We start from the raw sequence: 23093 nt of genomic DNA, 5'->3' as shown, positions 1-23093 counted from the left end.
GGGGTGGTCAGGCGCCGAGGACGCCGACGAGGATCGGACCGGTGAGCGGGAGCAGGAAGTTGGAGAGGGCGTAGGTGATCGTGTAGCCGAGCATCGGGACGGAGCTCTGGGCCGTCTGGGTCACGGAGGTGATGGCCGGGGTGGAGCACTGCTGGCCCGCGATGGCGCCGATCAGCAGCGGCTTCTCGATCCCCAGCAGCTTGCGGCCGACGAGGAGCGAGAGAGTCGCCGGTACGAGGACCATGGCGATCCCGGCGAACGGCAGCAGGGCCCCGTACTCCTTGAGCAGCGGCCAGGCCTGCGGGCCCGAGGTCAGGCCGGTGCAGGCGATGAACACCGCGAGGCCCATGTCCTTGATGGTCATGGCGGCCTGCGGGGGAAAGGCCCCGAAGGTCTGCCGGCGGGAGCGGAACCAGCCGAAGAGCAGGCCGGCGATCAGGCAGCCGCCGCCGGTGCCCAGGGAGAGCGGGACCCCGCCGAAGCGGACCACGATCTGGCCGATGAGCGAGCCGAGCGCGATGCCGAGCCCCAGGTAGATGAAGTCGGTGGCGTCGTTCTTCGCGACCGTACCGATCTTGGCGACGACCCGGTCGAGGCCGGAGCGGGCGCCGACGAGGGTGACGACGTCCCCGCGCTGGACGACGGTCTCCGGGGTGGCGGGCAGGCTCTGGTCGCCACGGAGCACGTCGGTGACGTACACCCCGTCGCGCAACTCGGGGTGGTCCCGCTGGATCCGGTCGAGGGTCCGGCCGGACACGGAGCGGTCGGTCACGGCGATCTGGCGGGTGCCGAGGGGGGTGTCGACCCCGGGGATTCCGGGGGTCTCGGGCCCGATGGCACGGCCCGCCTCGATGGTGTTGGCCCGGCGTCCGACGACCAGGACCAGGTCGGAGAGGGTGAGTTCGAGGCCGGGCTCGGGGGTGAGGCTCTTGGAGCCGCGTTTGACGGCCTCCACCGTGACCCGCCCGCCGGAGCCCGACTCCACGTCGCCGACGGTGCGGCCGTCGGCGTGGGTGACCAGGTAGGTGCGGCCGACGAGGCCGGGCAGCGCCTCGCGCTCGTCGCTCTCCAGGGAGCCGCCGCCCCCGCGCATCCGCTCCCACAGCTCGCGCGAGGCGTCCCGCAGGTTGATCCGCAGCAGCATCGGCATGATCTGGCTGGTGTAGATGACGATGGTGATCAGGCCGAAGAGGTAGCAGACGGTGTAGGCGGTGGCCACGTGGCCCTGGTACGTCGTCACCTGCTCCGGGGTCAGGTCGGAGAGCTTGGCGATGGATTCGGTGGCGGTGCCGACGACGGCGGATTCGGTGGCGGCGCCGGCCAGGATGCCCGAGGCGGTGCCGACGTCCAGGTCGAAGACCTTGGCCAGCAGGTAGGCGAGGCCCAGCACGCTGACCAGCTCGATGAAGCAGAGGGTGAAAAGCGCAGGCTCCCGCGGTTGAGGTGGGCGAAGAACTGCGGTCCCGCCATGTAGCCGAGGGCGAAGATGAAGAGCGCGAAGAAGATCGTCTTGACGTCCGCGTCGATCTGGATCTTCGCCCAGGCGCCGAGCAGCAGGGAGACGATCAGCGTCCCGCAGATGCCGCCGAGGGTGATGGGGCCGACGCGCAGTTTGCCGAGCAGGTAGCCGGCGGCCAGGCAGAGGAAGAGGGCGAGCTCGGGGTGGTCACGCAGCACGCCCTCGGCGGTCACCCGGCCCCGGCCGGGACCTCGCGAGGGCGGATCGGTGGATATCGGCATGCCCCCACCCTTGCCCGGTGAGCGGCCGTCCGCTCACCGGACAGGGCCATCCGGGCTACGGAGCTTCGTACGAATCCGCGTAGAGTCCGTCGATCAGCTCGCCGTACTTCTCGCGGATCACCCTGCGGCGGAGCTTGAGCGAGGGGGTGAGCTCGCCCGTCTCGGGCCCCCACTCCTCGGTCAGCAGCCGGTACCGCTTGATCTGCTCGGTCCGGTTGAGCCGCGCGTTGGCGCTCTCGACGGCGCGGGCTATCTCCGCCCGGACGGCGGGGTCCTCGGCGAGCTCGGCCGGGGAGGCGGCCTCGATGCCCCGGGCGGCGGCCCAGGCCGGGGCCAGCTCCGGGTCCAGGACCAGCAGGGCGACGAGGTAAGAGCGGCCGTCGCCGTGGACCAGGGCCTGGCCGATCAGCGGGTGCTCCTTGACCGTGTTCTCCACGAGCGCCGGGGAGACGTTCTTGCCGTTCGAGGTGATGATCAGTTCCTTCTTGCGGTCGGTCAGCCAGAGGAACCCGTCCTCGTCGAGCCGGCCGACGTCCCCGGTCGGGAACCAGCCCTCCGCGTCGGACGCGCTCTCCACCGAGCCGTCCGACCGCAGGTAGCCGCCGAAGACGGTCGCGCCGCGCGCGAGGATCTCGCCGTCCTCGGCGAGCCGCAGCTCCAGCCCCTCGATCGGGCGGCCCACCGAGCCGAGCCGGAAGCAGTCCGGGCTGTTGACCGTACACACGCCGGAGGTCTCGGTCAGCCCCCAGGCGTCCATGATGGTGATCCCCCAGCCCGCCCAGAAGCGGACCACGTCGATCGGCATGGGCGCGGTCGCGCTGGCGGTCCACATGAGCCGGTCCAGGCCCGCCAGCCCCAGCAGCGGGTCGAGCACCTGCTCCTTCGCCCGGGCGTACGAGGCTTCGAGCGAGGGCGGAACCGCCTGCCCGCGTTCCCGGTGGCCGGCCCGCGCACGGGCGAGGTCGTTCGCGGCCTCGATGGCCTCCCGCTGCTCGCGCGGGAGCTGCGCGAGGACCGCCCGTACGGAGGCGGCCAGCTTCTCCCACACCCGGGGCACGCCGAAGAACTGCACCGGGTGCAGCTCGCGGACCGCGCCGGACACGGCGGTGGGGTCGGCGCACAGCCGCACGTGCGCGGCGCGCAGCAGGGGCAGGTAGATGCCCAGCACCCGCTCGGCGATGTGCGCGAAGGGCAGGTAGCAGATGTGCTCGGCGTGCTCGGGGAGGTCCACGTTCCGGTCGAGGCGGACGGCCTGGAGCAGGATGTTGCGGTGGGTCAGCCGGACGCCCTTGGGGTCGCCGGTGGTGCCCGAGGTGTAGACGACGGTCAGCGGGTCCTCCGGGTGGGACTCCTGCCACGCCTTCTCGAAGGCGTCGGGGCGGTGCAGGCGGGCGCCGGTCGCGTGCAGGGAGCCGTAGGTGCGGTGCGGGCCGGCCTCCGCGGCCTCGGCCACGACCAGCCGCTCCAGGGGCACCCCGGCGTCGGCCAGCAGCGGCTCCCAGCGGGCGAGTTCGCGGGCGCCCTCGACGACGGCGACCCTGGCCCGGCTGTGGCGGGCGATGTGGGCGATCTGCTGGGGCGCGGAGGTCCCGTACACGGTGACGGGGACGGCGCCGAGGTGGACGAGGGCGAGGTCGCTGAGCCAGTGCTCGGGGCGGTTGCCCATCATCAGCAGGACGTGGTCGCCGCGCTCGACGCCGAGCGCGGCGTAGCCGGAGGCGAGGACGGCGACCTTGCGGCGCACCTCGCTCCAGCCGATGGTCTCCCAGCCGTCGGCCGTGCGCCACGAGAGGGCGGGCAGTTCCCCGTACTCGGCGGCGTTGCGGGCCAGTAATGCGGGGAGGGTGATCTCTTCCGGGCGTCCGGGCAGTCGCAGTTTCGTGGTCATGGGCAGCTCCTGGCCGTTTCACATCGTTGGTGCGACAGCAATACTGTTGAACCCAAGCTGTGGAGCAGAGAGCGAGGCGCAGACGATGGCCGACCAGGCACCCGAGCCGATGCTCACCGTCGACGAGCTGGCGGCCAGGGCGGGCGTCACCGTCCGTACCGTACGGTTCTACAGCACGCGCGGGCTTTTGCCCCCTCCCGTGATCGGCCCTCGTCGGGTGGGCCACTACGGCCCGGAGCACCTCTCCCGGCTGGCCCTGATCGAGGAGTTGCAGCACCAGGGCATGACCCTGTCTGCTTGTCAGCGCTACCTGGACGCGCTGCCGGACGACCTGAGCGCGCACGATCTGGCGATCCACCGGGCGCTGGTGGCCAGTTGGGCCCCGGATGCGGCGCAGGAGGTGTCGCGGGCCGAGCTGGAGAAGCGGGCGGGCCGGGGCCTGTCGGACTCCGATGTGCGGCGGCTGACGGCGATGAACGTGCTCGCGGCCTCGGGGGACGGGTTCCGGGTGGACGTGGGGCTGCTGCGGCTGGGGGTGGCCCTGCTCGACGTGCCGATCGCGCACGGGACGATCCTGGCGGCGCGCAAGGTGCTGGTGGAGCACACCAGGTCGGCGGCGCACGAGCTGACGGCGCTGTTCCGGGACGAGGTGTGGGGGCCGTTCACGGAGGGCGAGAGCGATCCTGAGCGGGTGGAGTCGATGAAGGCGCTGTCGGCGCACATGCAGCCGATGGTGGTGCAGGCCCTGGTGACGGCCTTCCAGCGGTCGTTGAAGGAGGAGCTGCGGGCGGCCTTCGTCTCCGGCGGGCCGGGCGGCGAGACGGCCGGCGAGCGCGGCGAGTAGCCCGGCGGACGCTCCGGTGAGCGACCCGACGGGCCGGCCGGCGGGCCATTCGGCAAGGGAAGCCCCCCGGGCTGTCACATTCCGACGGCGGCACGGGTCACAGGAGCATGAACACCAAGCAGATCGCTCTCGCAGTCCCCTTCGCCGCCGCCCTTCTGGCCGTGACCGCCACCACGCCGGCCGTCGCCCGCACCGCCCCCTGGAACAGCGACTGGCACAGCGCCTGGGCCGCCTCCCCGCAGGCGCCCACCCACACCCCCTGGTACGCCAACTGGTCCGAGCAGGGCTTCGCGGACCAGTCCGTACGCCAGGTGGTCCGCGTCACCGCCGAGGGCTCGGAGGTGCGGATCCGGCTGTCCAACGCCTACGGGAAGACGCCGCTCCGGCTCACCGGCGCCACGGTCGCAAGGAGCGCCGGCGGCGCGGCCGTACGGCAGGACACGGTGCGCGCGCTGCGGTTCCGGGGAGCGGGCGGCGTGACGGTACCGGCGGGCGGGGAGCTGTCGAGCGACCCGGTGGCCCTGCCGGTCCGGGCTTTCGAGGAACTCACCGTCACCTTCTTCTTCCAGGGCCCCACCGGTCCGGCCACCTTCCACAACGTCGCCATGGCCACGAGCTACCGGGCGGCCGGGGACCACCGGCGCGACGCGGCGGCGGACGCCTTCACCGACCAGAGCCGGTCCTGGTACTACCTGGCCGGTGTAGATGTGAAGAACCGCGACCGCGGCGGCGACCGCGGGGCCGTGGTCACCTTCGGCGACTCCCTCACGGACGGCTTCGGCTCGACCCCGGGCGCCAACGGCCGCTACCCGGACCGGCTCGCCGAGCGCCTCGCGGCGAACGGCACCGCCCGTCCCGTCCTCAACGCGGGCATCGGCGGCAACAAGGTGCTGACCGACTCGGAGTGCTTCGGCGAGAGCGCCCTCTCCCGCTTCCGGCGCGACGCGCTGGGCCGTCCCGACGTGCGCACGGTGATCGTCCTCGAGGGCACGAACGACATCGTCCAGCCCGACGTGCCCGCCGACCACTGCACGGCGGGCAGCCCCCGGGTGAGCGCCGAGCAGATCATCGCCGGTCACCTGCGGCTCATCCGCGAGGCCCACGCCCGCGGGGTCAGGATCGTCGGCGCCACCATTCCGCCGTACCGGGGCTTCCCCGCCTGGAACAAGCCCGCCGACGACGTGCGGATCGCCGTCAACACCTGGATCCGTACGGGCGGCGCGTACGACGGCGTCGCCGACTTCGACCGGGTGCTCGCGGACGGCGCCGACCCGGCCGGCGACTCCATCAAGGACGAGTACGTACTGGAGATGGACCACCTCCACCTCAAGGACGCCGGGTACAAGGCCATGGCCGACGCGGTGGACCTGAACTCGCTCTGAGCCGCGGACGCGGGCGCGGCCGGCCCCTGACCGAGCAGGGCCGGCCCGTCCTGAGTACGCTGGAGGGGAATCTCCGCGCCCGCCGGTCCTGCCCCGATCGGTTCACGATCACCGTCGTGAGGGAGAGATTCCCGTGGACCTCAACACCATCACCGAAGTCGTCCGGCTGCCGTCCGAGCGGCCCGGCGCCGACTGGCGCGAGGGCGACGCCTGGCTCGCGGGCGGCACCTGGCTGTTCTCCGCGGAGCAGCCGCACCTGCGCCGCCTGGTCGACCTGACGGCCCTGCCCTGGGATCCGCTCGTCCCGAGCGACGCCGGCCTCGAAATCGGTGCCACCTGCACCATCCGCGACCTGTACGCCTTCGCGCCGCCGGCCGAGTGGATCGCGGGCCCCCTCATCCGGACGTCCTGCGAGGCGTTCCTGTCCTCCTTCAAGGTCTGGAACGCGGCGACCGTCGGCGGGAACATCTGCATGTCGCTGCCGGCCGGCCCGATGATCACCCTCACGGTCGCGCTGGAGGCACGCTACGAGCTCTGGGCCCCCGACGGGTCCGTGCGCACCGTCGACGCCCTCGACTTCGTGACCGGGAACAACCGCAACGTCCTCGCGCCGGGGGAGATACTGCGCCGCGTCGACGTTCCGGCGCACGCCCTGAGCAAACGCGCCGCGCACCGCCGCTTCACACTGACCCACCTCGGCCGTTCGACCGTCTTCCTCATCGGTACGCACACGCCCGGAACGAGCAACCTGCTGCTGACCGTCACCGCCGGCACCACCCGGCCGGTGCGGTTCGCCTTCGACACCATGCCCGATGCCCTCACCCTGCGGCAGAGCGTCGACGCCATCCCCGCCGACGTCTGGTTCGACGACCCCAACGGGACCCCGGACCACCGTCGTCACCTGACGGAGTACTTCGCCGAGGAGATCCGCCGCGAACTCATGGCCGGAGGTCCGGCATGACGTACACCGTGAACGGCAAGAGCTTCGCCGAGGAACCGGCCCCCGGCCAGTGCCTGCGTACGTTCCTGCGCGCGCTCGGCCACTTCGGCGTCAAGAAGGGCTGCGACGCGGGGGACTGCGGTGCGTGCACGGTGTGGCTGGACGGCGCTCCGGTGCACAGCTGCATCACCCCCGCCTTCCGCGCGGACGGCCGCGAGGTGACCACCATCGAGGGACTCGGCTCACCGGGCGAACTGCATCCGGTGCAGCGGCGGTTCCGTGACGCCCCCGGGTTCCAGTGCGGTTTCTGCACCGCGGGGATGATCATGACCTCGGCGACCTTCACCGAGGACCAGAAGGCCGACCTGCCGAGGGCGTTGAAGGGGAACCTCTGCCGCTGTACCGGCTACCGGTCGATCGAGGACGCCGTCAGGGGCCTCTCCTCCGTACAGACGGCGGCACCGGGAAAGGCCGTCGGGACGAGCGTCGGCGCGCCCGCGGCCGAGGAAGTGGTCACCGGACGGGCCGAGTTCACGATGGACACCCGCATGGAGGGCATGCTGCACCTCAAGGTGCTGCACTCGCCCCACGCCCACGCCCGCATCGTCTCGATCGACAAGTCCGCCGCGCTCGCGGTCCCCGGCGTGCATCGCGTCTACACCTGGGAGGACGTGCCGCGCAGGCGTTTCACCACGGCGATCCACACCGACCACCTGGTCGATCCGGACGACACCTACATCCTCGACGACACGGTCCGCTTCGTCGGCCAGCGCGTGGCCGTCGTCCTCGCCGACACGGTCGGGGCCGCGGAGGAGGGCTGCCGGAAACTGGCCGTCGAGTACGAGGTGCTGCCCGCGGTCTTCGACCCCGAGGAGGCCATGGCCGACGGAGCACCGCAACTGCACGGCTCGGAGGACCCGTTCGTCCGCGACTGCGTCCACAACCTCCTGCTGGAGATCCACTCCCACATCGGCGACGTCGACGCGGGCTTCGCCGCGGCCGACGTGGTCCACGAGGCCACCTACGTCTCACCGCGCGTGCAGCACGCGCACCTGGAGACCCACGGCTCGATCGCCTGGATGGAGGACGGCCGGCTGAACGTGCGCACCAGTTCGCAGTCCCCGTCGATCGCGAAGGTCAAACTGGCCTACCTCTTCGCGCTGCGCCCGGACCAGCTCCGCGTCTTCTGCATGCGCGTCGGCGGCGGCTTCGGCGGGAAGCAGGAGGTCATCTCGGAGGACCTGGTCGCGCTCGCCACCCTGGACACCGGGCGGCCCGTCTGCCTCGAGTACACGCGCGAGGAGGAGTTCACCACGGCCTCGCCCCGGCATCCGATGAAGCTGACGGTGAAGCTCGGCGCGAAGGCGGACGGCACCCTCACGGCCTTCCAGGTCCGCAACGTTTCCAACACCGGCGCCTACGGCAACCACGGCGGCGAGACGCTCTACGCGGGCGGGGCCGCCGTCATGATCTACCGCTGCCCCAACAAGAAGTACGACGCCTACTCCGTCTACACCAACACCGTTCCGAGCGGCGCGCTGCGCGGCTACGGGATGACCCAGCCGGCCTTCGCCGTGGAGTCCGCGATGGACGAGCTGGCCCTCGCCCTGCACATGGATCCGCTCGAACTGCGCCGCCGCAACATCGTGCGCCCCGGCGATCAGCTGGTCGCGATGCACGAGGGCCCCGATGACGTGATGTTCAACGAGGACGGGCTCGCCAAGTGCATCGACCTCGTGGCCGGCGCCCTGGCCCGTACGGCCGATCAGCCCTCCCCCGGCCCGGGGTGGCTCGTCGGGGTCGGCGTCGCGAGTTCCCTGCACGAGACCGCGCCCCCCACCGAGCACATATCGGAGGCCTGGATCACGCTGGGCGACGACCTCGTGTACGAACTGGCCGTCGGTACCGTCGAATTCGGGGAGGGCACCTCGACGGCGCACGTCCAGATCGCGGCGAACCAGCTGGGTACGACCCCGTCGCGGATCCGCCTGGTGCAGGCCGACACCGACCGCACGGGATTCGACACCGGCGCCTTCGCCAGCGCGGGCCTCTTCGTGGCCGGCAACGCGGTGCTGCGCGCCGCCAACGCGGTGCGCGACCGCATCCTGGAGTTCGCCGCCGCGCACACGGGCGTCCATCCGGTGATGTGCTCGATGGACGACGAGGACGTCGTCTGCGGGGACGAACGCGTCCCGCTGGCCGAGCTCGTCGCCCTGGCCCGGGCCCGCGGCATCCGCTTCACCGCCGCCCGCAAGGCCTACGGTTCGCCCCGCAGCGTCACCTCCAACACCCAGGGCTTCCGGATCGCCGTCCACCGGGTGACCGGTGAGATCCGTATCCTGCACAGCGTCCACGCCGCCGACGCCGGTGTGCTCATCAACCCGGAGCAGGTACGGGGGCAGGTGGACGGCGGGGTCGCCCAGGGCATCGGATTCGCGCTGACCGAGAACTTCCGGATCGACGCGAACGGCGTCATGGTCAATCCGAACCTGCGCAACTACCGGATCCCCACCTACGCCGACGTCCCCCGCACCGAGCTGCTCCTGGTGGGTTCGTCCGACTCCGTCGGGGCCATGCACTCGAAGGGCATGGCGGAATGCTGCATCAACCCGGTCGCCCCCGCGCTGGCGAACGCGCTCCGCGATGCCACGGGCATCCGCTACCGCGAGCTGCCCTTCACTCCGGAGCGGATCTACAGCCGGCTGGGTGAGAGCCGGTCGGCGGCGACGGGCCCGAGACGATGACCACCGACGAGCAGGCGGAAGCGGCGGCGACCGTCATCATCGGCCACAGGGTCCGCCCCGGCATGGAGCTGGAGTACGAGAAGTGGCAGGAGAGCGTCACGGCCGCCGCCGCCCGGTACGCCGGGCACCTGGGCGCCGAGGTCTCCCCGCCGACGGACCTCCAGCCGGACTGGGTCGTCGTCTACCGCTTCGACTCGGTGGCCCATCTGCAGGCGTGGATCAACGGCGCGACCCGGCAACGGCTCCTCGACATCGGACAGAAGTTCTTCGACGGTCCCGGGACCCAGCAGGTGATCAGCGGCGGCACCCAGCCCACGGACCCGCTCGTGACCGTGGTGGTGACCCACCGCGTCCACCCGGACCAGGTCGAGGACTTCCTCGCCTGGCAGCGCCGCATGAGCGAGGAGGAGGGCAAGTTCGACGGGTTCCGCGGGACCGAGCTCTTCCGCCCCATCGAGGGCCTCCAGGACGAATGGACCACCCTGTACCGCTACGACAACGCCGAACACCTCGACGCCTGGCTGACGTCGGCGAAACGGCGGGAGGTCCTCGCCGAGGGCGAGAAGTTCAACGACTTCAAACTGCGCACGATCGACAACTCGTTCGGCAGCTGGTTCGCCTTCGAGGAGAACGGCAGGGAGGCGCCCCCGCCCTCGGACACCAAGACCGCCATCGCCGTCTGGGTCGGCCTGTACCCGACCGTCGTGCTGCTGGCGCTCGCCCTGTCGCCGCTCAAGTGGCCGATCTGGCTCGGGCTGCTCGTGGGCAACCTGCTGTCGAGCCTCGCCATGACCTTCTTCACCATGCCGTACTACGTGAACCGCCTGCTCAAGCGGTGGCTGTGGCCCCCTCCGGGCGAACCGGCGGCGCGGACCCATCTCCTGGGCCTCGGCCTCGTCTTCGGGGCGCTCGCGTTCTGGGTCGTCGTCTTCTACCTCGTCACACGGCAGTTCTGGACGCTGCCCTGAGGGCGGGGAGGGCGGCCGGCCTCCCCGCCCCGCCGGGTCAGTCGCTGTAGGTCTCGCCCCGCTCGGCCTTCTCCACCAGGGAGGCGGGCGGGGTGAAGCGCTCCCCGTACGCGTCGGCGAGCTCGCGGGCGCGGGCGACGAAGCCGGGCAGGCCGCCCTCGTAGCCGTTGATGTACTGGATCACACCGCCGGTCCAGGCCGGGAAGCCGATGCCCATGATGGAGCCGATGTTGGCGTCGGCGATCGAGGTCAGCACGCCCTCGTCCAGGCAGCGGACGGTGTCCAGCGCCTCGGAGAAGAGCATCCGCTCCTTCATGTCGGCGAACGGGATCTCGGCGTCCGGCTTGGCGAAGTGCTCGCGCAGGCCGGGCCAGATGCGCGAGCGCTTGCCGGCCTCGTCGTACTCGTAGAAGCCGGCCCCGCCGCTGCGGCCGGGGCGGCCGAACTCGTCGACCATGCGGTCGATGACCCGGTCGGCCGGGTGCTCGGCCCACGCCCGGCCCTCGGCTTCGAAGGCCTTGCGCGTCTCGTTGCGGATCTTGCGCGGGAGGGTGAGGGTCAGCTCGTCCATCAGGGAGAGCACCTTCGCCGGGTACCCGGCCTGGGCGGCGGCCTGCTCGATGGAGGCGGGCTCGATGCCCTCGCCGACCATGGCCACGCCCTCGTTGATGAACTGGCCGATGACGCGCGAGGTGAAGAATCCGCGCGAGTCGTTGACCACGATCGGGGTCTTGTTGATCTGGCGGACCAGGTCGAAGGCGCGGGCGATGGCCTCGTCGCCGGTCTGCTCGCCCTTGATGATCTCGACCAGCGGCATCTTGTCGACGGGCGAGAAGAAGTGCAGCCCGATGAAGTCGGCGGGCCGCTTCACGCCCTCCGCGAGCCCGGAGATCGGCAGGGTGGAGGTGTTGGAGCAGAGCAGCGCGTCGGGCGCGATGACGTCCTGGATCTCCTGGAACACCTTGTGCTTGAGGGCGGTGTCCTCGAAGACGGCCTCGATGACGGCGTCGCAGCCCGCCAGGTCGGCAGCCTCGGCGGTGGGCGTGATCCGGGCGAGCAGCTCGTCGCGCTGGGCCTCGGTGCTGCGGCCGCGGGAGACGGCCTTGTCGAGCAGCTTCTGCGAGTACGCCTTGCCCTTGGCGGCGGCTTCGGCGGAGACGTCCTTGAGGACCACCTCGATGCCCGCGCGGGCGCAGGAGTAGGCGATGCCCGCGCCCATCATGCCCGCCCCCAGGACGGCGACCTTGCGGACCGTGCGCGGCTCGACGCCCTGGGGGCGGCTGCGGCCCGCGTTGACGGCCTGGAGGTCGAAGAAGAACGCCTGGATCATGTTCTTGGCGGTCTGGCCGGTGACCAGCTCGGTGAAGTAGCGGGCCTCGATGGTCAGCGCGGTCTCGAAGTCCACCTGGGAGCCCTCGACGGCGCAGGCCAGGATGTTGCGCGGAGCCGGGTACGGCGCGCCGTTCAGCTGCTTCTTCAGGTTCGCGGGGAAGGCCGGGAGGTTGGCGGCGAACTTGGGGTTCGCCGGGGTGCCGCCGGGGATCCGGTAGCCTGGGACGTCCCAGGGCTGCTGCGACTCGGGGTGCGCGTCGATGAAGGCGCGGGCCTTGGCGAGCATCTCCTCGGGGGTGGCGGCCAGTTCGTGGACCAGGCCGTTCTCCAGGGCGCGCTTCGGGTTGTACTGGGTCCCCTGCAGCAGCACCTTGAGCAGCGCGTCGGCGATGCCCATCAGCCGTACGGTACGGGTGACACCGCCGCCGGCCGGGAGCAGGCCGAGGGTGACCTCGGGCAGGCCGATCTTGGAGCCGGGCGCGTCGAGGGCGACGCGGTGGTGGGAGGCGAGGCAGATCTCGTAACCGCCGCCCAGGGCGGCGCCGTTGATGGCGGCGACCACGGGCTTGCCGAGGGTCTCGATGCGGCGCAGCGAGCGCTTGATGGCGGTGCCGGTGTCGAAGGCGAGACCGGCGTCCTCGGGGCGGAGCCGGATCATGTCCTTGAGGTCGCCGCCGGCGAAGAAGGTCTTCTTGGCGGAGGTGTAGATGATGCCCCGGATGGAGTCCTTCTCGGCCTCGGCGCGGTCGGCGATGGCCGCGATGGAGTCCTTGAAGGCCTGGTTCATCGTGTTGGCGGACTGGCCGGGGTCGTCGAGGACAAGGGTGACGACGCCGGTCTCGTCCTGTTCCCAGCGAATGGTGCGGGTCTCGGTCATGGGGTGGGTCTCCGTGGAAGTCTGGTTCAGCAGGGCCGGAAGGGGGCCGGGGTGTCCCGGCTCGGGCGCTGCGCGGCAGTCGGGCCTGCGCGGCGCCGCACGGCTAGAGGCGTTCGACGATGGTGGCGACGCCCATGCCGCCGCCGACGCAGAGGGTGACGAGCCCGTAGCGCTTGTCCTGGCGCTCCAGTTCGTCGACTACGGTGCCGAGCAGCATCGCGCCGGTGGCGCCGAGCGGGTGGCCGAGCGCGATGGCGCCGCCGTTGACGTTGACCTTGTCCAGGGAGACGCCCATGTCCTTGACGAAGCGCAGGACGACGCCGGCGAAGGCCTCGTTCATCTCGATGAGGTCGATGTCGTCGATGGTCAGGCCGGCCTTGGCGAGGGCCTTGCGGGTGGCGGGGGCGGGGCCGGTGAGCATGATGGTGGGCTCGGAGCCGGAGACGGCCGCCGAGACGATCCGGGCGCGCGGCGTCAGGCCGCCCCGCTCACCGGCCTCGCGGGAGCCGATGGCGACGAGCGCGGAGCCGTCGACGATGCCGGAGGAGTTGCCCGCGTGGTGGACGTGGTCGATCTTCTCGATCCAGTGGTACTTCTGCAGGGCGACGGCGTCGAAGCCGCCGAGGTCGCCGATGTCGGCGAAGGAGGGCTTGAGCTTGGCGAGGGTGTCGGCCGTCGTGCCGGGGCGGACGAACTCCTCGTGGTCCAGGACGACCAGGCCGTTGCGGTCGGTGACCGGGACCACGGACTTCGCGAAGCGGCCCTCCTTGATGGCGGTGGCGGCCCGCTCCTGGGAGAGGGCGGCGTACTCGTCCACGTCGCGCCGGGAGAATCCCTCGATGGTGGCGATGAGGTCGGCGCCGATGCCCTGCGGTACGAAGCCGGTGTCCCAGTTGGTCATCGGGTCGGCGAACCAGGCGCCGCCGTCGGAGGCCATGGGGACGCGGGACATGGACTCGACGCCGCCCGCGAGGACCAGGTCCTCCCAGCCGGAACGCACCTTGGCGGCCGCCAGGTTGACGGCCTCCAGGCCCGACGCGCAGAAGCGGTTCTCCTGGACGCCGGCCACGGTGTCCGGCAGCCCGGCCGCGATGGCCGCGATCCGGGCGATATCGGAGCCCTGGTCGCCCACCGGGCCGACGACGCCGAGCACGATGTCGTCGATGGCGGCGGGGTCCAGGCCGGGGTTGCGCTCGCGCAGGGCGTGGATGAGGCCGACGACCAGGTCGATCGGCTTGGTGCCGTGCAGGGCGCCGTTGGCCTTGCCGCGGCCGCGCGGGGTGCGGATCGCGTCGTATACGTAAGCTTCGGTGCTCACTGGTCAAGCCTTTCGGGGAGGTCCGGTGCGGTCGTTAGCCGAGGAGGGAGCGGCCGATGATCTCTTTCATGATCTCGGTCGTGCCGCCGTAGATGGTCTGGATGCGGCCGTCGGTGAAGGCCCGCGCGACCCGGTATTCGGTCATGTATCCGTACCCGCCGTGCAGTTGCAGGCAGCGGTCGGCGACACGCTTCTGGAGTTCGGTGGCCCACCACTTGGCCATCGAGGCGTGGACGTGGTCCAGTTCGCCGTTGGAGTGGTCGGTGATGCAGCGGTCGAGGAAGGTGCGGGTGACCGCGCACTCGGTGGCCATCTCGGCGATCTCGAAGCGGATGTGCTGGAGCTTGGAGAGCGGCCGGCCGAAGGCCTCCCGCTCCTTGACGTACTGGGTGGTGATCTCCAGAAGGTACTCGGCGGCGGCGATGCCGGCCATCGCGATGCCCATCCGCTCCTGCGCCAGGTTGGTCATCAGGTGGACGAAGGCGCCGTTCAGCTCGCCGAGCAGGTTCTCCTTGGGGACGCGTACGTCGTGGAAGAACAGCTCGGCGGTGTCCTGGGCCTTCTGGCCGATCTTGTCGAGGTTGCGGCCGCGCTCGAAACCCTCCGTGCCGCGCTCGACGACCAGCAGCGACAGGCCGTGTGCGCCGCCCTCGGGCGTGGTCTTCGCGACGACGATCACCAGGTCGGCGAGGATGCCGTTGGAGATGAAGGTCTTGGAGCCGTTGAGCACCCAGTGGTCCCCGCGGTCCTCCGCGGTGCTGCGGATCCCCTGGAGGTCGGAGCCCGCGCCGGGCTCGGTCATCGCGATGGCGGTGACGGTCTCCCCGGAGCAGAATCCGGGCAGCCAGCGGCGCTTCTGCTCCTCGGTGGCGAGCGAGGTCAGGTAGGGGCCGATGATGTCGTTGTGCAGGCCGATGGCGAGGCCGGCGGCCCCGGCCCGGGTGAACTCCTCGGCGATCACGGCGGCGTAGCGGAAGTCGGTGTTCCCGCCGCCCCCGTACTCCTCCGGGACCGCGAGGCCGAGCAGCCCCTGCCGGCCGGCGGCCCGCCAGGCCTCGCGGCTGACGATGCCGTCCTTCTCCCACTGCTCGTAGTGCGGCAGCACCTCCTTGTTCAGGAAGGTGCGGACGGTCTCGCGGAACGCCTCGTGGTCGGCGTCGAAGATCTGGCGCTTCATCGGTCGGCTCCCTAAAGCCAGTTCTTGACGGTTTCGATCAGCCGGGCCGGGTCGGCGCCGACGGGCGTGACGTTGAGCATGGTGACGCCCGCCTCGCGGAAGGCCTCGACACGCTCGCGTACGTAGCCCTCGGGCCCGCACAGCGTCATCAGCTCGCAGAATTCGTCCGGGACGGCGGCCGCGGCGTCGCGCTTGCGGCCGGCGAGGTACAGCTCCTGGATCCTGCGGGCTTCCTCCTCGTAGCCGTAGGCCACGGCGAGGTCGTTGTAGAAGTTCTTGCCGACCGCGCCCATGCCGCCCACGTACAGGGCGATCTGCGGGCGCGCGAGGTCCCGTACGGCGGCCGCGTCCTCGCCGATGGCGAGCAGGCCGCCCGCCACGGTCTGCAGCGGGCCGAGCTCCGCCGGCCTCTTGGCCGCGCCTTCGGCGAGGGCGCTCCCCCACACCGCGTGGGCCTTCTCGGGGATGAAGAGGGTCGGCAGCCAGCCGTCGGCGATCTCGGCGGTCAGCCGTACGTTGGCCGGGCCGAGCGAGGCGATGTACACGGGGACGGCGTCGCGGACCGGCCGGGTCAGGATCTTCAGCGGCTTGCCGTGCCGGCCGCCCTTCTCGGGCGGCAGCGGCATGTCGGTGATGCCGTGGTGGTCGATCGTCTCGCGGCGCCAGATGCGGCGGCACAACTCGACGGTCTCGCGGGTGCGGCCGAGCGGTCTGTCGTACGGCTTCCCGTGCCAGCCCTCCACCACCTGCGGGCCGGAGGCGCCGAGGCCGAGCAGCGCGCGGCCGCCGGAGACCGCGTCCAGGCCGGCGGCGGTCTGGGCGATGAGGCCGGGGGTGCGCGAGTAGACGTTGAGGATGGCCGAGCCGATCCTCATCCGCTCGGTGCGGGCCGCGAGGTAGCCCATGATCGTCGGGGAGTCGAAGCCCCAGGCCTCGGCGACCCACACGGCGTCGAGCCCGGCCGATTCCAGCGCCGCGGCCTGGTCGGCGGCCCGGCGCGGGTCTCCGGCATAGTCGAGCATCATCGACAGTTCCATCAGCCCTCCTTCCCGAGCAGGGCCGGCACGCCCCAGTCGGCGGCGACGGACGCGGTGTCCGCCCCGGGCTGGGCGGGGCCGGAGGTCACGGCCACCGGGGTCGCGGAGAAGCGCGGCGCGGGGGCGGGCTGGGTGATCCCGCCGAAGTCGGTGAAGGTGCCGCGGGCGGCGAGGTGGGGGTGGTGCGGGGCCTCGCGCAGCGAGAGCACGGGCGCCACGCAGGCGTCGGTGCCCTCGAAGACCGCCGTCCACTCCTCGCGCGTACGGGACTTGAAGCGGGCGGCGACGGCCTCGCGGAGTTCGCCCCAGCGGGCGAGGTCCTTGCGGGCCGGGGCCTCGTCCTTGATGCCGAGGAGCTCCACGAAGGTGTCGTAGAACTGCTGCTCCAGCGCCCCGACCGCCATGTACTGGCCGTCGGAGGTCTCGTAGGTGCCGTAGAAGGGGCAGCCGCCGTCGAGGAGGTTGGCCCCGCGCCGGTCCTGCCAGCCGCCGGCCGTCATCATTCCGTGGATCATCGCGGTGAGGTGGGCGGTCCCGTCGACGATGGCCGCGTCGACGACCTGGCCGGCGCCGCCGGGGGTGCGGGCGTGCTGGAGGGCGGCGAGGACGCCGATGACGAGGTAGAGGGAGCCGCCCGCGTAGTCGCCGACGAGGTTGGCGGGCACGGCGGGGGGCTCGCCCGGGTTGCCGATCATGCCGAGGGCCCCGGTGAGGGCGATGTAGGCGATGTCGTGCCCGGCGGTGTGCGCGAGGGGGCCCTCCTGGCCCCAGCCGGTCATGCGTCCGTAGACCAGCCGCGGATTGCGCGCGTGGCAGTCGGCCGGGCCGACGCCGAGCCGCTCGGCGACCCCGGGGCGGAAGCCCTCGATGAGGATGTCGGCCCGCTCGACCAGGTCGAGCACCCGGGCGGGGCCCTCGGCGGCCTTGAGGTCGACCAGTACGGAACGTTTGTTGCGGTTGGTGACGTCATACGCCGGATTGACCGCGAGCCCGCCGCCCCCGGGCCGGTCCACCCGTACGACGTCCGCGCCCAGGTCGGCGAGGAGCATGGCGGCGAACGGGCCGGGGCCGATGCCCGCCAGTTCGACGACGCGCACCCCGGCCAGCGGGCCGTTCCCTGTCACTGCCATCGAGCCCCCAGCGTCGGTAGGACCACCATGTGACACAACTGATGTAACACCAGTGATGCTAGGAACGTGTTCCACCGAGCACAACCCCCCGGGCCGAGCTCGGCGAATCCGGCGATCAAACCCCTCGCGGGCGGGTCGGTGGCCATGTAATCTGATCGAGCTTCAAACCTGAGCATGTTCAAAAACGAAAAATGGGGGGGCCGGTGCGCAATCGCCGACTCATGTTTTCCGCCGCCGCCATCGTCGCGGCCGGCGTCGGTCTCGTCCCGGGTGTCGCCAGCGCGACGGGCCCGGACGGGGCCAAGGGGACGGGCAACCAGGGGGTCTCCGTTCCCGACCTCGACCTGACCAAGGCCAAGGCCAAGGCGTACGGCGAGGAGACCTTCTCCAGCCCGGCGTCCAAGACGGTCCACCCGGCCGCCAAGGGCAAGCAGGCCGCTCCGCAGGCCGAGGGCTCCGCGTCCGTCGATCCGACGGTCGACCTCGTGGCCAAGGCCATGAGCGCCCACGCGGTCCAGCTGGACCTGACCTTCACCAAGGACCCGGAAGCCGCGATCAGCGCGGTCATCGAGTGGGGCGACGGCCAGACCTTGTCGACGCCCGGCTCGGGCGTCCAGGCCCAGAACCACACCTACGCGCATGCCGGTACCTACACGATCAAGGTCAGCCTGTTCGAAGGCACCACCCTCCGGGGCACGAACGAGGTCGTCTTCCGGACCCCGGGCAACGACTTCACCCCGCACGCCCCGACCCGTCTGCTCGACACCCGCGAGGGCATCGGCGCGGCCAAGGCCAAGGTGCCCGCCTTCGGAGTGACCCGCGTCAAGATCGCGGGCGCCGCGCAGATCCCGGTCGGCGCGACCGCGGTGGCCCTGAACGTCACGGTCACCAACCCCACCAAGGCCGGACACGTCCGCGTCTACGCCGACGACGAGGACCAGCCGACCACCTCGAACGTCAACTACGCCCCGGGACAGACCGTCCCGAACCTGGTGATCGCGTCGATCGGCGACAACGGCTACGTGGACATCTACAACCACGGCGACGGGGCGATCGACCTCATCGCGGACGTCACGGGCTACTTCACCAAGACCCCGGCCAGCGGCTACACCCCGCTCGACCCGAGCCGCGTCGTCGACACCCGTGAGGGCCTCGGCACGGGCAAGGGCGCGGTCCCGGGCTTCGGCAGCTTCAGCACCCAGATCCACGGCCGCGCGGGCGTCCCGTCGACGGCGAAGGCCGTAGCGCTCAACGTGACCGTCACCGAGCCGGGGGCGGCCGGTCACCTGACCGTCTACCCCTCCGGCGGCCAGGCCCCGACCTCGTCGAACCTGAACTTCACGACGGGCCAGACCATCGCCAACTCGGTCATCGTCCCGATCGGCCCGGACGGCAAGATCAGCGTCCGGAACGGCGGCGGGGCCGGGGCCCACGTGGTCGTCGACGTCGTCGGCTACTACAGCCCGGACAGCCAGGGCGCGCTCATCCGCATGACCCCCAGGCGCTGGTTCGACACCCGCGAGTGGAACAACCCGCTCGACGGACGCGGCTACATCTACGGCCGGGTCCTCGGCGGCGACCCGAACGTCAGCGCCCTCGTCCTCAACGCCACCGTCACCAACACCGCCGGCACCGGCTTCCTCACCGTCTCCCCGGACCCCAACTCCTGGGAGGCCTACCAGGGCAAGTGGCAGAGCTGGCCGACCCCGCCGAACTCCTCCAACCTCAACTGGACCCCGGGCAAGACCGTCCCGAACCTGGTTCAGGCGAGCGGCGGCGTCAACCACATCGTCGACTTCTGGAACATGGGCTACCAGTCCACCGACCTGGTCGTCGACACCTTCGCCTTCTACGCCACGAACTGATCCACCGGCAGGACCCGCACGACACGGCGCCCCGGGGACGGACCTCAGCGGTCCGGCTCCGGGGCGCCGCCCGTTCCCCTCCGCTCCGGGCCACCTGCCCGCACGGGCACCGCGGGTCCGCGCTAGCCTCAGCCACCGACACCAGCTGGGAGGAGCGGTCATGGACGCACGGGTTCGCAGCTCACAGGTCCGGCAGGACCATCCGGAACGGCCCTACGACGTCGTGCTGTTCGGGGCGACCGGGTTCGTGGGCGCGCTGACCGCCGAGTACCTGGCCGCGCACGCTCCCGCGGGCTGCCGGTGGGCCCTGGCCGGGCGGGACCTGGCCAAGCTGGAGCGGCTGCGCGAGCGGCTGGCCGCGCTCGATCCGGCCTGCGCGGGGCTGGATCTGCTGCGGGCGGACGCCTCCGACCCGGCGGCGGTGCGCGAACTGGCCGCCTCCACACGGGTCCTGGCCACGACCGTGGGACCGTACGTCTGGTACGGCACGGAGCTGGTCGCCGCCTGCGCGGCGACGGGCACGGACTACGTGGACCTCACCGGGGAGCCCGAGTTCGTGGACCGGATGTACGTGGAGCACGACGCGCGGGCCCGGGAGACCGGGGCGCGGATCGTGCACGCCTGCGGCTTCGACTCGATCCCGGCCGACCTGGGGGCGTACTTCACCGTGGGGCAGCTCCCGGAGGGGGTGCCGCTGCGCGTCGACGGGTTCCTGCGGTCCAACGCGCTCTTCTCCGGCGGCACGCTGGCCTCCGCGCTGACCGCGGTCAGCCGCGGCCCACAGACCCTCGCGGCCGCGCACGCCCGCCGACTGCACGAGCCCCGGCTGCTGGGGCGGCGGGCTCGCGGGCCGGTGGGGGCGCCGCGGTTCAGCCGGGAGACCGGCACGTGGGCGCTGCCGCTGCCCGTACTGGACCCGGCGATCGTGGCCCGGTCGGCGGCCGCCCTGGAGCGGTACGGCCCCGACTTCCGCTACCGGCACTACGCCTCGGTCAAGCACCTGCCCTTCGCGGTAGGCGGCGCGGCGGCGGTGGGCGCGACGGTGGCCCTGGCCCAGGTCCCGCCGGCCCGGCGGTGGCTGATGGACCGCTGGGAGGCGGGGCAGGGGCCGGACGCGGAGCGGCGGGCGCGCAGCTGGTTCACGGTGCGGTTCGTGGGCGAGGGCGGCGGCCGCCGCGTGTTCACGGAGGTGTCGGGCGGCGACCCGGGGTACGGGGAGACGGCGAAGATGCTGGCGGAGTCGGCGCTCTGCCTGGCCTACGACGCCCTGCCGGAGGCGGCCGGACAGCTGACGACGGCCGTGGCGATGGGGGACGCGCTGATCGACCGCCTGCGGAAGGCGGGGATCACCTTCCGCGTGGTGGACGTACGGGACGCGGGCTGATTCACCCGACGGCTTCGCGCAGGGCGCGGCGGCACAGGGAGTCGGCGTGCCTGGTCGTCTCCGGGATGCGGAAGCGGGGGCTGAGGGCGAGGGTGTGGGCGCAGGCGTTGTCGAGCGAGACGCGGTTGCCGACGGAGACGTAGACCGGCTTGACACCGTCCCGGGTCCGCAGTGCCCGGCCGACCTCGGTGCCGTCGGCCGCGAGCAGCGGGGCCGCGTCGCCGCGCCGGGCGCCCGGTTCCTGGTACGTGAAGGTGAAGGGGTTCTTCGCGACCCCGATGGCCGGGATGCCGGTGACCACACCGAGGTGGCAGGCGAGCCCGAAGCCGCGGGGGTGGGCGAGCCCGTAGCCGTCGCAGACGACGAGGCCGGGCACGGCGGTGAGGGAGTCGAGGGCGGCCAGTACGGTGGGCAGTTCGCGGAAGGCGAGCAGCCCGGGCACGTAGGGGAAGCTGACGTGCCCGACGGCGGTGGCCTCCTCGACGACCTCCAGGGTGGCGGCATCGAGCACCACGGCCGCGGCGGCGACCAGGTCGCGCTCGTCGTCGTAGGCCACGTCGACTCCCGCGACCAGTCCGCGGCCGGGTGGCGGGCCGGGCTCGGTGAACACGAGCCGATGGCGTAGTTCGTCCTGTATCGCCCGGGCCTCGGCCTCGTCGGCGGGGGTCTTCACACTCGTCATGATGGTGCGAGAGTAGCCTGGCGATCATGTTCGTCATGGAGCTCACGTACACCGCGCCCGTCGAAGCCGTCGAAGAACAGATGGACGCCCACATCGCCTGGCTGGACGGCTATTACGCCGCGGGCGTCTTCCTCGCGTCGGGGCGCAAGGTCCCGCGCGACGGCGGGATGATCCTGGCCGGCGGGGTCTCCCGCGCGGAGATCGAGAAGATCGCGGCCGAGGACCCCTTCACGGTGGCGGGGGTCTGCGCCTACCGCATCACGGAGTTCATGGCCACGAAGACCTCGGCGGACCTGTCGACGGTCCGGGAGAACCCGGCGCTCTAGTCCGACCGGGGGCCGGGGCCGGGGGCTCACGCTCCCGGCCCGATCCTCATTCTGCTCCCGCCGCCGAGGGCCTGGATCACGTGCCACCTGCCCGGCCCCCGGTGGACGGACCGGGCATGGACCGGATCACCCCCGCGCCCCTCGCGCGTTGATCAGCGGCGCTCCAGCCGGGCCACCCGGCCCTTCTCGCCCGCCGCCCAGCAACCCGCGTCCGGAGCGCAGTCGACCGTGTCGAACGAGCCCGCGTCCAGGCTCCGCCAGGTGCGGCCCCCGTCGAGGGTCACGTCCGTGCCCGTCGGGCCCACCGCGAGGGCGGCGGCGCCGCCGTACGGGTACCAGGCCGCGCCCGACCGGTAGGCCGGCGGCGGGGTGGCCGCCCGGCTCCACGTGCGGCCGCCGTCGGAGGACAGGGCCGCGGCCTGCGGGGAGGCCTGCCCGGTGCGGTAGTCGCCGCCGACCGCGAGGCCCCTCGTACGGTCGCGGAAGGCGAGGGCGAAGACCCCGCGCGCCGGGTCCCCGGCCGGGACGGTGGACTCGGCGGCCCGCCAGGTCAGGCCGCGGTCGGCGGAGTGCAGCACGCGCGCGGTGGCCCCGCCGCCCGTGGCCAGCCAGACGTCGCGCGGGCCGGCGGCCACCAGGCACTGGCCGCTCGCCGCGAAACCGGCCTCGCCGGGCAGCGCGGCCGGCATGCCGTCGGCCGGCAGGACCCGCCAGCTGCGGCCCCCGTCGTCCGTGGACAGGATGCGGAACTTCCCGTCCACCGGGTCGCTCATCGCCAGGCCGTGCCGGGAGTCGAAGAAGGTGAGGCAGTCGTAGAAGGCGCGGGGGTCGGGATTGCGGAAGGTCTCGGTCCAGGTGGCGCCGCCGTCCTCGGTGCGCAGCACCCTGGAGGCCTCGCCCTCGCCGATGGAGAGGGCGACGGCGCGGCGCGCGTCGAAGGCCTCCACATCGCGCAGCTCCAGCCCCTCGGCGACTGCGGCGGGCGGCGAGACGTCCTGCCAGCTGCGCCCGCCGTCCACCGTGCGCAGCACCGTCCCCTTGGAGCCGGCCACCCAGGCCGTGCTCCGGCTGACCGCCGCCAGCCCGCGGAACCGCGCGTCCTTGCCGGTGTCCTTCAGCGCCCAGCCCGCGCCGGCGCCACCCCCGCCCCCGCCGCGCAGGTCCGGTAACTCTCCCCCGGCCCGGGCGGGTGCGGCCGACAGCCCCACCGCCAGCGCCGCCGCGCACAGGCCCACTCCGATTCCCAGAAGTCTCATGGCGCCGGAAGCTAACGCACCCCCGATTCCCCGTCCAGGGTGCGTCCCCCGGAGGGTGCGTTGGGCCTGTGGAGTGAGCGGTAACCAGCCCTTTTGCAGCCCTGCGGAACCGGTGGAACCGACCGGCCCGCCGTCCGCCACACCTCCCCCGCCGGTCACTCTGTGCGATCACACAGGTGGATTCCAGCCAATTCGTGACACAG

Annotated in this window: 16 protein-coding genes and 1 pseudogene; 8 read left to right on the top strand and 9 right to left on the bottom strand. The window is 72.1% G+C overall.

The genetic code is table 11. The annotated features are described in order from the left end of the window. Window positions 1-7 precede the first annotated feature (7 nt). Window positions 8-1740, bottom strand: a pseudogene (gene aspT / locus ACGFYU_RS28605) (aspartate-alanine antiporter). 55 nt (window positions 1741-1795) lie between these two features. Continuing rightward, window positions 1796-3628 carry an AMP-dependent synthetase/ligase gene (locus ACGFYU_RS28600; protein ID WP_393830188.1) on the bottom strand — a complete coding sequence of 611 codons (1833 nt, stop codon included), beginning with the start codon at window positions 3626-3628 and terminating at the stop codon, window positions 1796-1798. A gap of 85 nt (window positions 3629-3713) precedes the next feature. Here ACGFYU_RS28600 and ACGFYU_RS28595 point away from each other — a divergent pair, with 85 nt between their 5' ends. The 5 genes from ACGFYU_RS28595 (at window position 3714) to ACGFYU_RS28575 (ending at window position 10506) form a co-directional block, all read left to right on the top strand. After that, window positions 3714-4472: a MerR family transcriptional regulator gene (locus ACGFYU_RS28595; RefSeq protein ID WP_393830187.1), complete on the top strand. Its 759-nt coding sequence runs from the start codon at window positions 3714-3716 to the stop codon at window positions 4470-4472. A gap of 107 nt (window positions 4473-4579) precedes the next feature. Beyond that, window positions 4580-5854: an SGNH/GDSL hydrolase family protein gene (locus tag ACGFYU_RS28590; protein WP_393830186.1), complete on the top strand. Its 1275-nt coding sequence runs from the start codon at window positions 4580-4582 to the stop codon at window positions 5852-5854. Window positions 5855-5987: 133 nt separating this feature from the next. Beyond that, window positions 5988-6815 carry an FAD binding domain-containing protein gene (locus tag ACGFYU_RS28585; RefSeq protein WP_393830185.1) on the top strand — a complete coding sequence of 276 codons (828 nt, stop codon included), beginning with the start codon at window positions 5988-5990 and terminating at the stop codon, window positions 6813-6815. Further along, window positions 6812-9538: a molybdopterin-dependent oxidoreductase gene (locus ACGFYU_RS28580; RefSeq protein WP_393830184.1), complete on the top strand. Its 2727-nt coding sequence runs from the start codon at window positions 6812-6814 to the stop codon at window positions 9536-9538. Before ACGFYU_RS28585 ends, ACGFYU_RS28580 begins: the two co-directional genes overlap by 4 nt. Continuing rightward, window positions 9535-10506, top strand: coding sequence for an antibiotic biosynthesis monooxygenase (locus ACGFYU_RS28575; RefSeq protein WP_393830183.1), 972 nt, complete (start codon window positions 9535-9537; stop codon window positions 10504-10506). Before ACGFYU_RS28580 ends, ACGFYU_RS28575 begins: the two co-directional genes overlap by 4 nt. Before the next feature lie 37 nt (window positions 10507-10543). Here ACGFYU_RS28575 and ACGFYU_RS28570 read toward each other — a convergent pair whose 3' ends face one another. From ACGFYU_RS28570 to ACGFYU_RS28550, 5 genes are all read right to left on the bottom strand, one after another. Next, entirely contained in the window at window positions 10544-12715 is a 2172-nt protein-coding gene (locus ACGFYU_RS28570; protein WP_393830182.1) for a 3-hydroxyacyl-CoA dehydrogenase NAD-binding domain-containing protein, read from the bottom strand. 103 nt (window positions 12716-12818) lie between these two features. Next, window positions 12819-14033 (bottom strand): acetyl-CoA C-acetyltransferase, encoded by a 1215-nt coding sequence (locus tag ACGFYU_RS28565; RefSeq protein ID WP_393830181.1) that lies wholly within the window; start codon window positions 14031-14033, stop codon window positions 12819-12821. A gap of 34 nt (window positions 14034-14067) precedes the next feature. Beyond that, window positions 14068-15210, bottom strand: a complete 1143-nt coding sequence (locus ACGFYU_RS28560) for an acyl-CoA dehydrogenase family protein (protein ID WP_393830180.1) — start codon at window positions 15208-15210, stop codon at window positions 14068-14070. A gap of 11 nt (window positions 15211-15221) precedes the next feature. Next, on the bottom strand, window positions 15222-16247 hold the full coding sequence (locus tag ACGFYU_RS28555) for an LLM class F420-dependent oxidoreductase (protein ID WP_393830179.1): 1026 nt from the start codon (window positions 16245-16247) through the stop codon (window positions 15222-15224). After that, window positions 16247-17377, bottom strand: coding sequence for a CaiB/BaiF CoA transferase family protein (locus ACGFYU_RS28550; RefSeq protein ID WP_393830178.1), 1131 nt, complete (start codon window positions 17375-17377; stop codon window positions 16247-16249). Before ACGFYU_RS28550 ends, ACGFYU_RS28555 begins: the two co-directional genes overlap by 1 nt. 221 nt (window positions 17378-17598) lie before the next feature. On the opposite strand from ACGFYU_RS28550, the gene ACGFYU_RS28545 reads away from it, so the two are divergent. Both ACGFYU_RS28545 and ACGFYU_RS28540 read left to right on the top strand, forming a co-directional pair. After that, entirely contained in the window at window positions 17599-19242 is a 1644-nt protein-coding gene (locus tag ACGFYU_RS28545; RefSeq protein WP_393830177.1) for a hypothetical protein, read from the top strand. Window positions 19243-19402: 160 nt separating this feature from the next. Continuing rightward, window positions 19403-20626, top strand: a complete 1224-nt coding sequence (locus ACGFYU_RS28540) for a saccharopine dehydrogenase family protein (protein ID WP_393830176.1) — start codon at window positions 19403-19405, stop codon at window positions 20624-20626. 1 nt (window position 20627) lies between these two features. On the opposite strand, the gene ACGFYU_RS28535 is transcribed toward ACGFYU_RS28540, so the two are convergent. Beyond that, on the bottom strand, window positions 20628-21308 hold the full coding sequence (locus tag ACGFYU_RS28535; RefSeq protein ID WP_393830175.1) for an endonuclease V: 681 nt from the start codon (window positions 21306-21308) through the stop codon (window positions 20628-20630). Between the two features lie 26 nt (window positions 21309-21334). On the opposite strand from ACGFYU_RS28535, the gene ACGFYU_RS28530 reads away from it, so the two are divergent. Further along, entirely contained in the window at window positions 21335-21634 is a 300-nt protein-coding gene (locus ACGFYU_RS28530; RefSeq protein WP_393830174.1) for a YciI family protein, read from the top strand. A gap of 152 nt (window positions 21635-21786) precedes the next feature. Here ACGFYU_RS28530 and ACGFYU_RS28525 read toward each other — a convergent pair whose 3' ends face one another. Continuing rightward, complete coding sequence (locus ACGFYU_RS28525; RefSeq protein ID WP_393830173.1) at window positions 21787-22890, bottom strand: WD40/YVTN/BNR-like repeat-containing protein; 1104 nt, start codon at window positions 22888-22890, stop codon at window positions 21787-21789. Window positions 22891-23093: the final 203 nt, after the last annotated feature.

Source organism: Streptomyces sp. NPDC048337, from assembly GCF_043201175.1.
Lineage (GTDB): Bacteria > Actinomycetota > Actinomycetes > Streptomycetales > Streptomycetaceae > Streptomyces.
The sequence above is the reverse complement of the archived record's forward strand: the minus strand, read 5'-3'. Positions and strand labels throughout refer to the sequence as shown.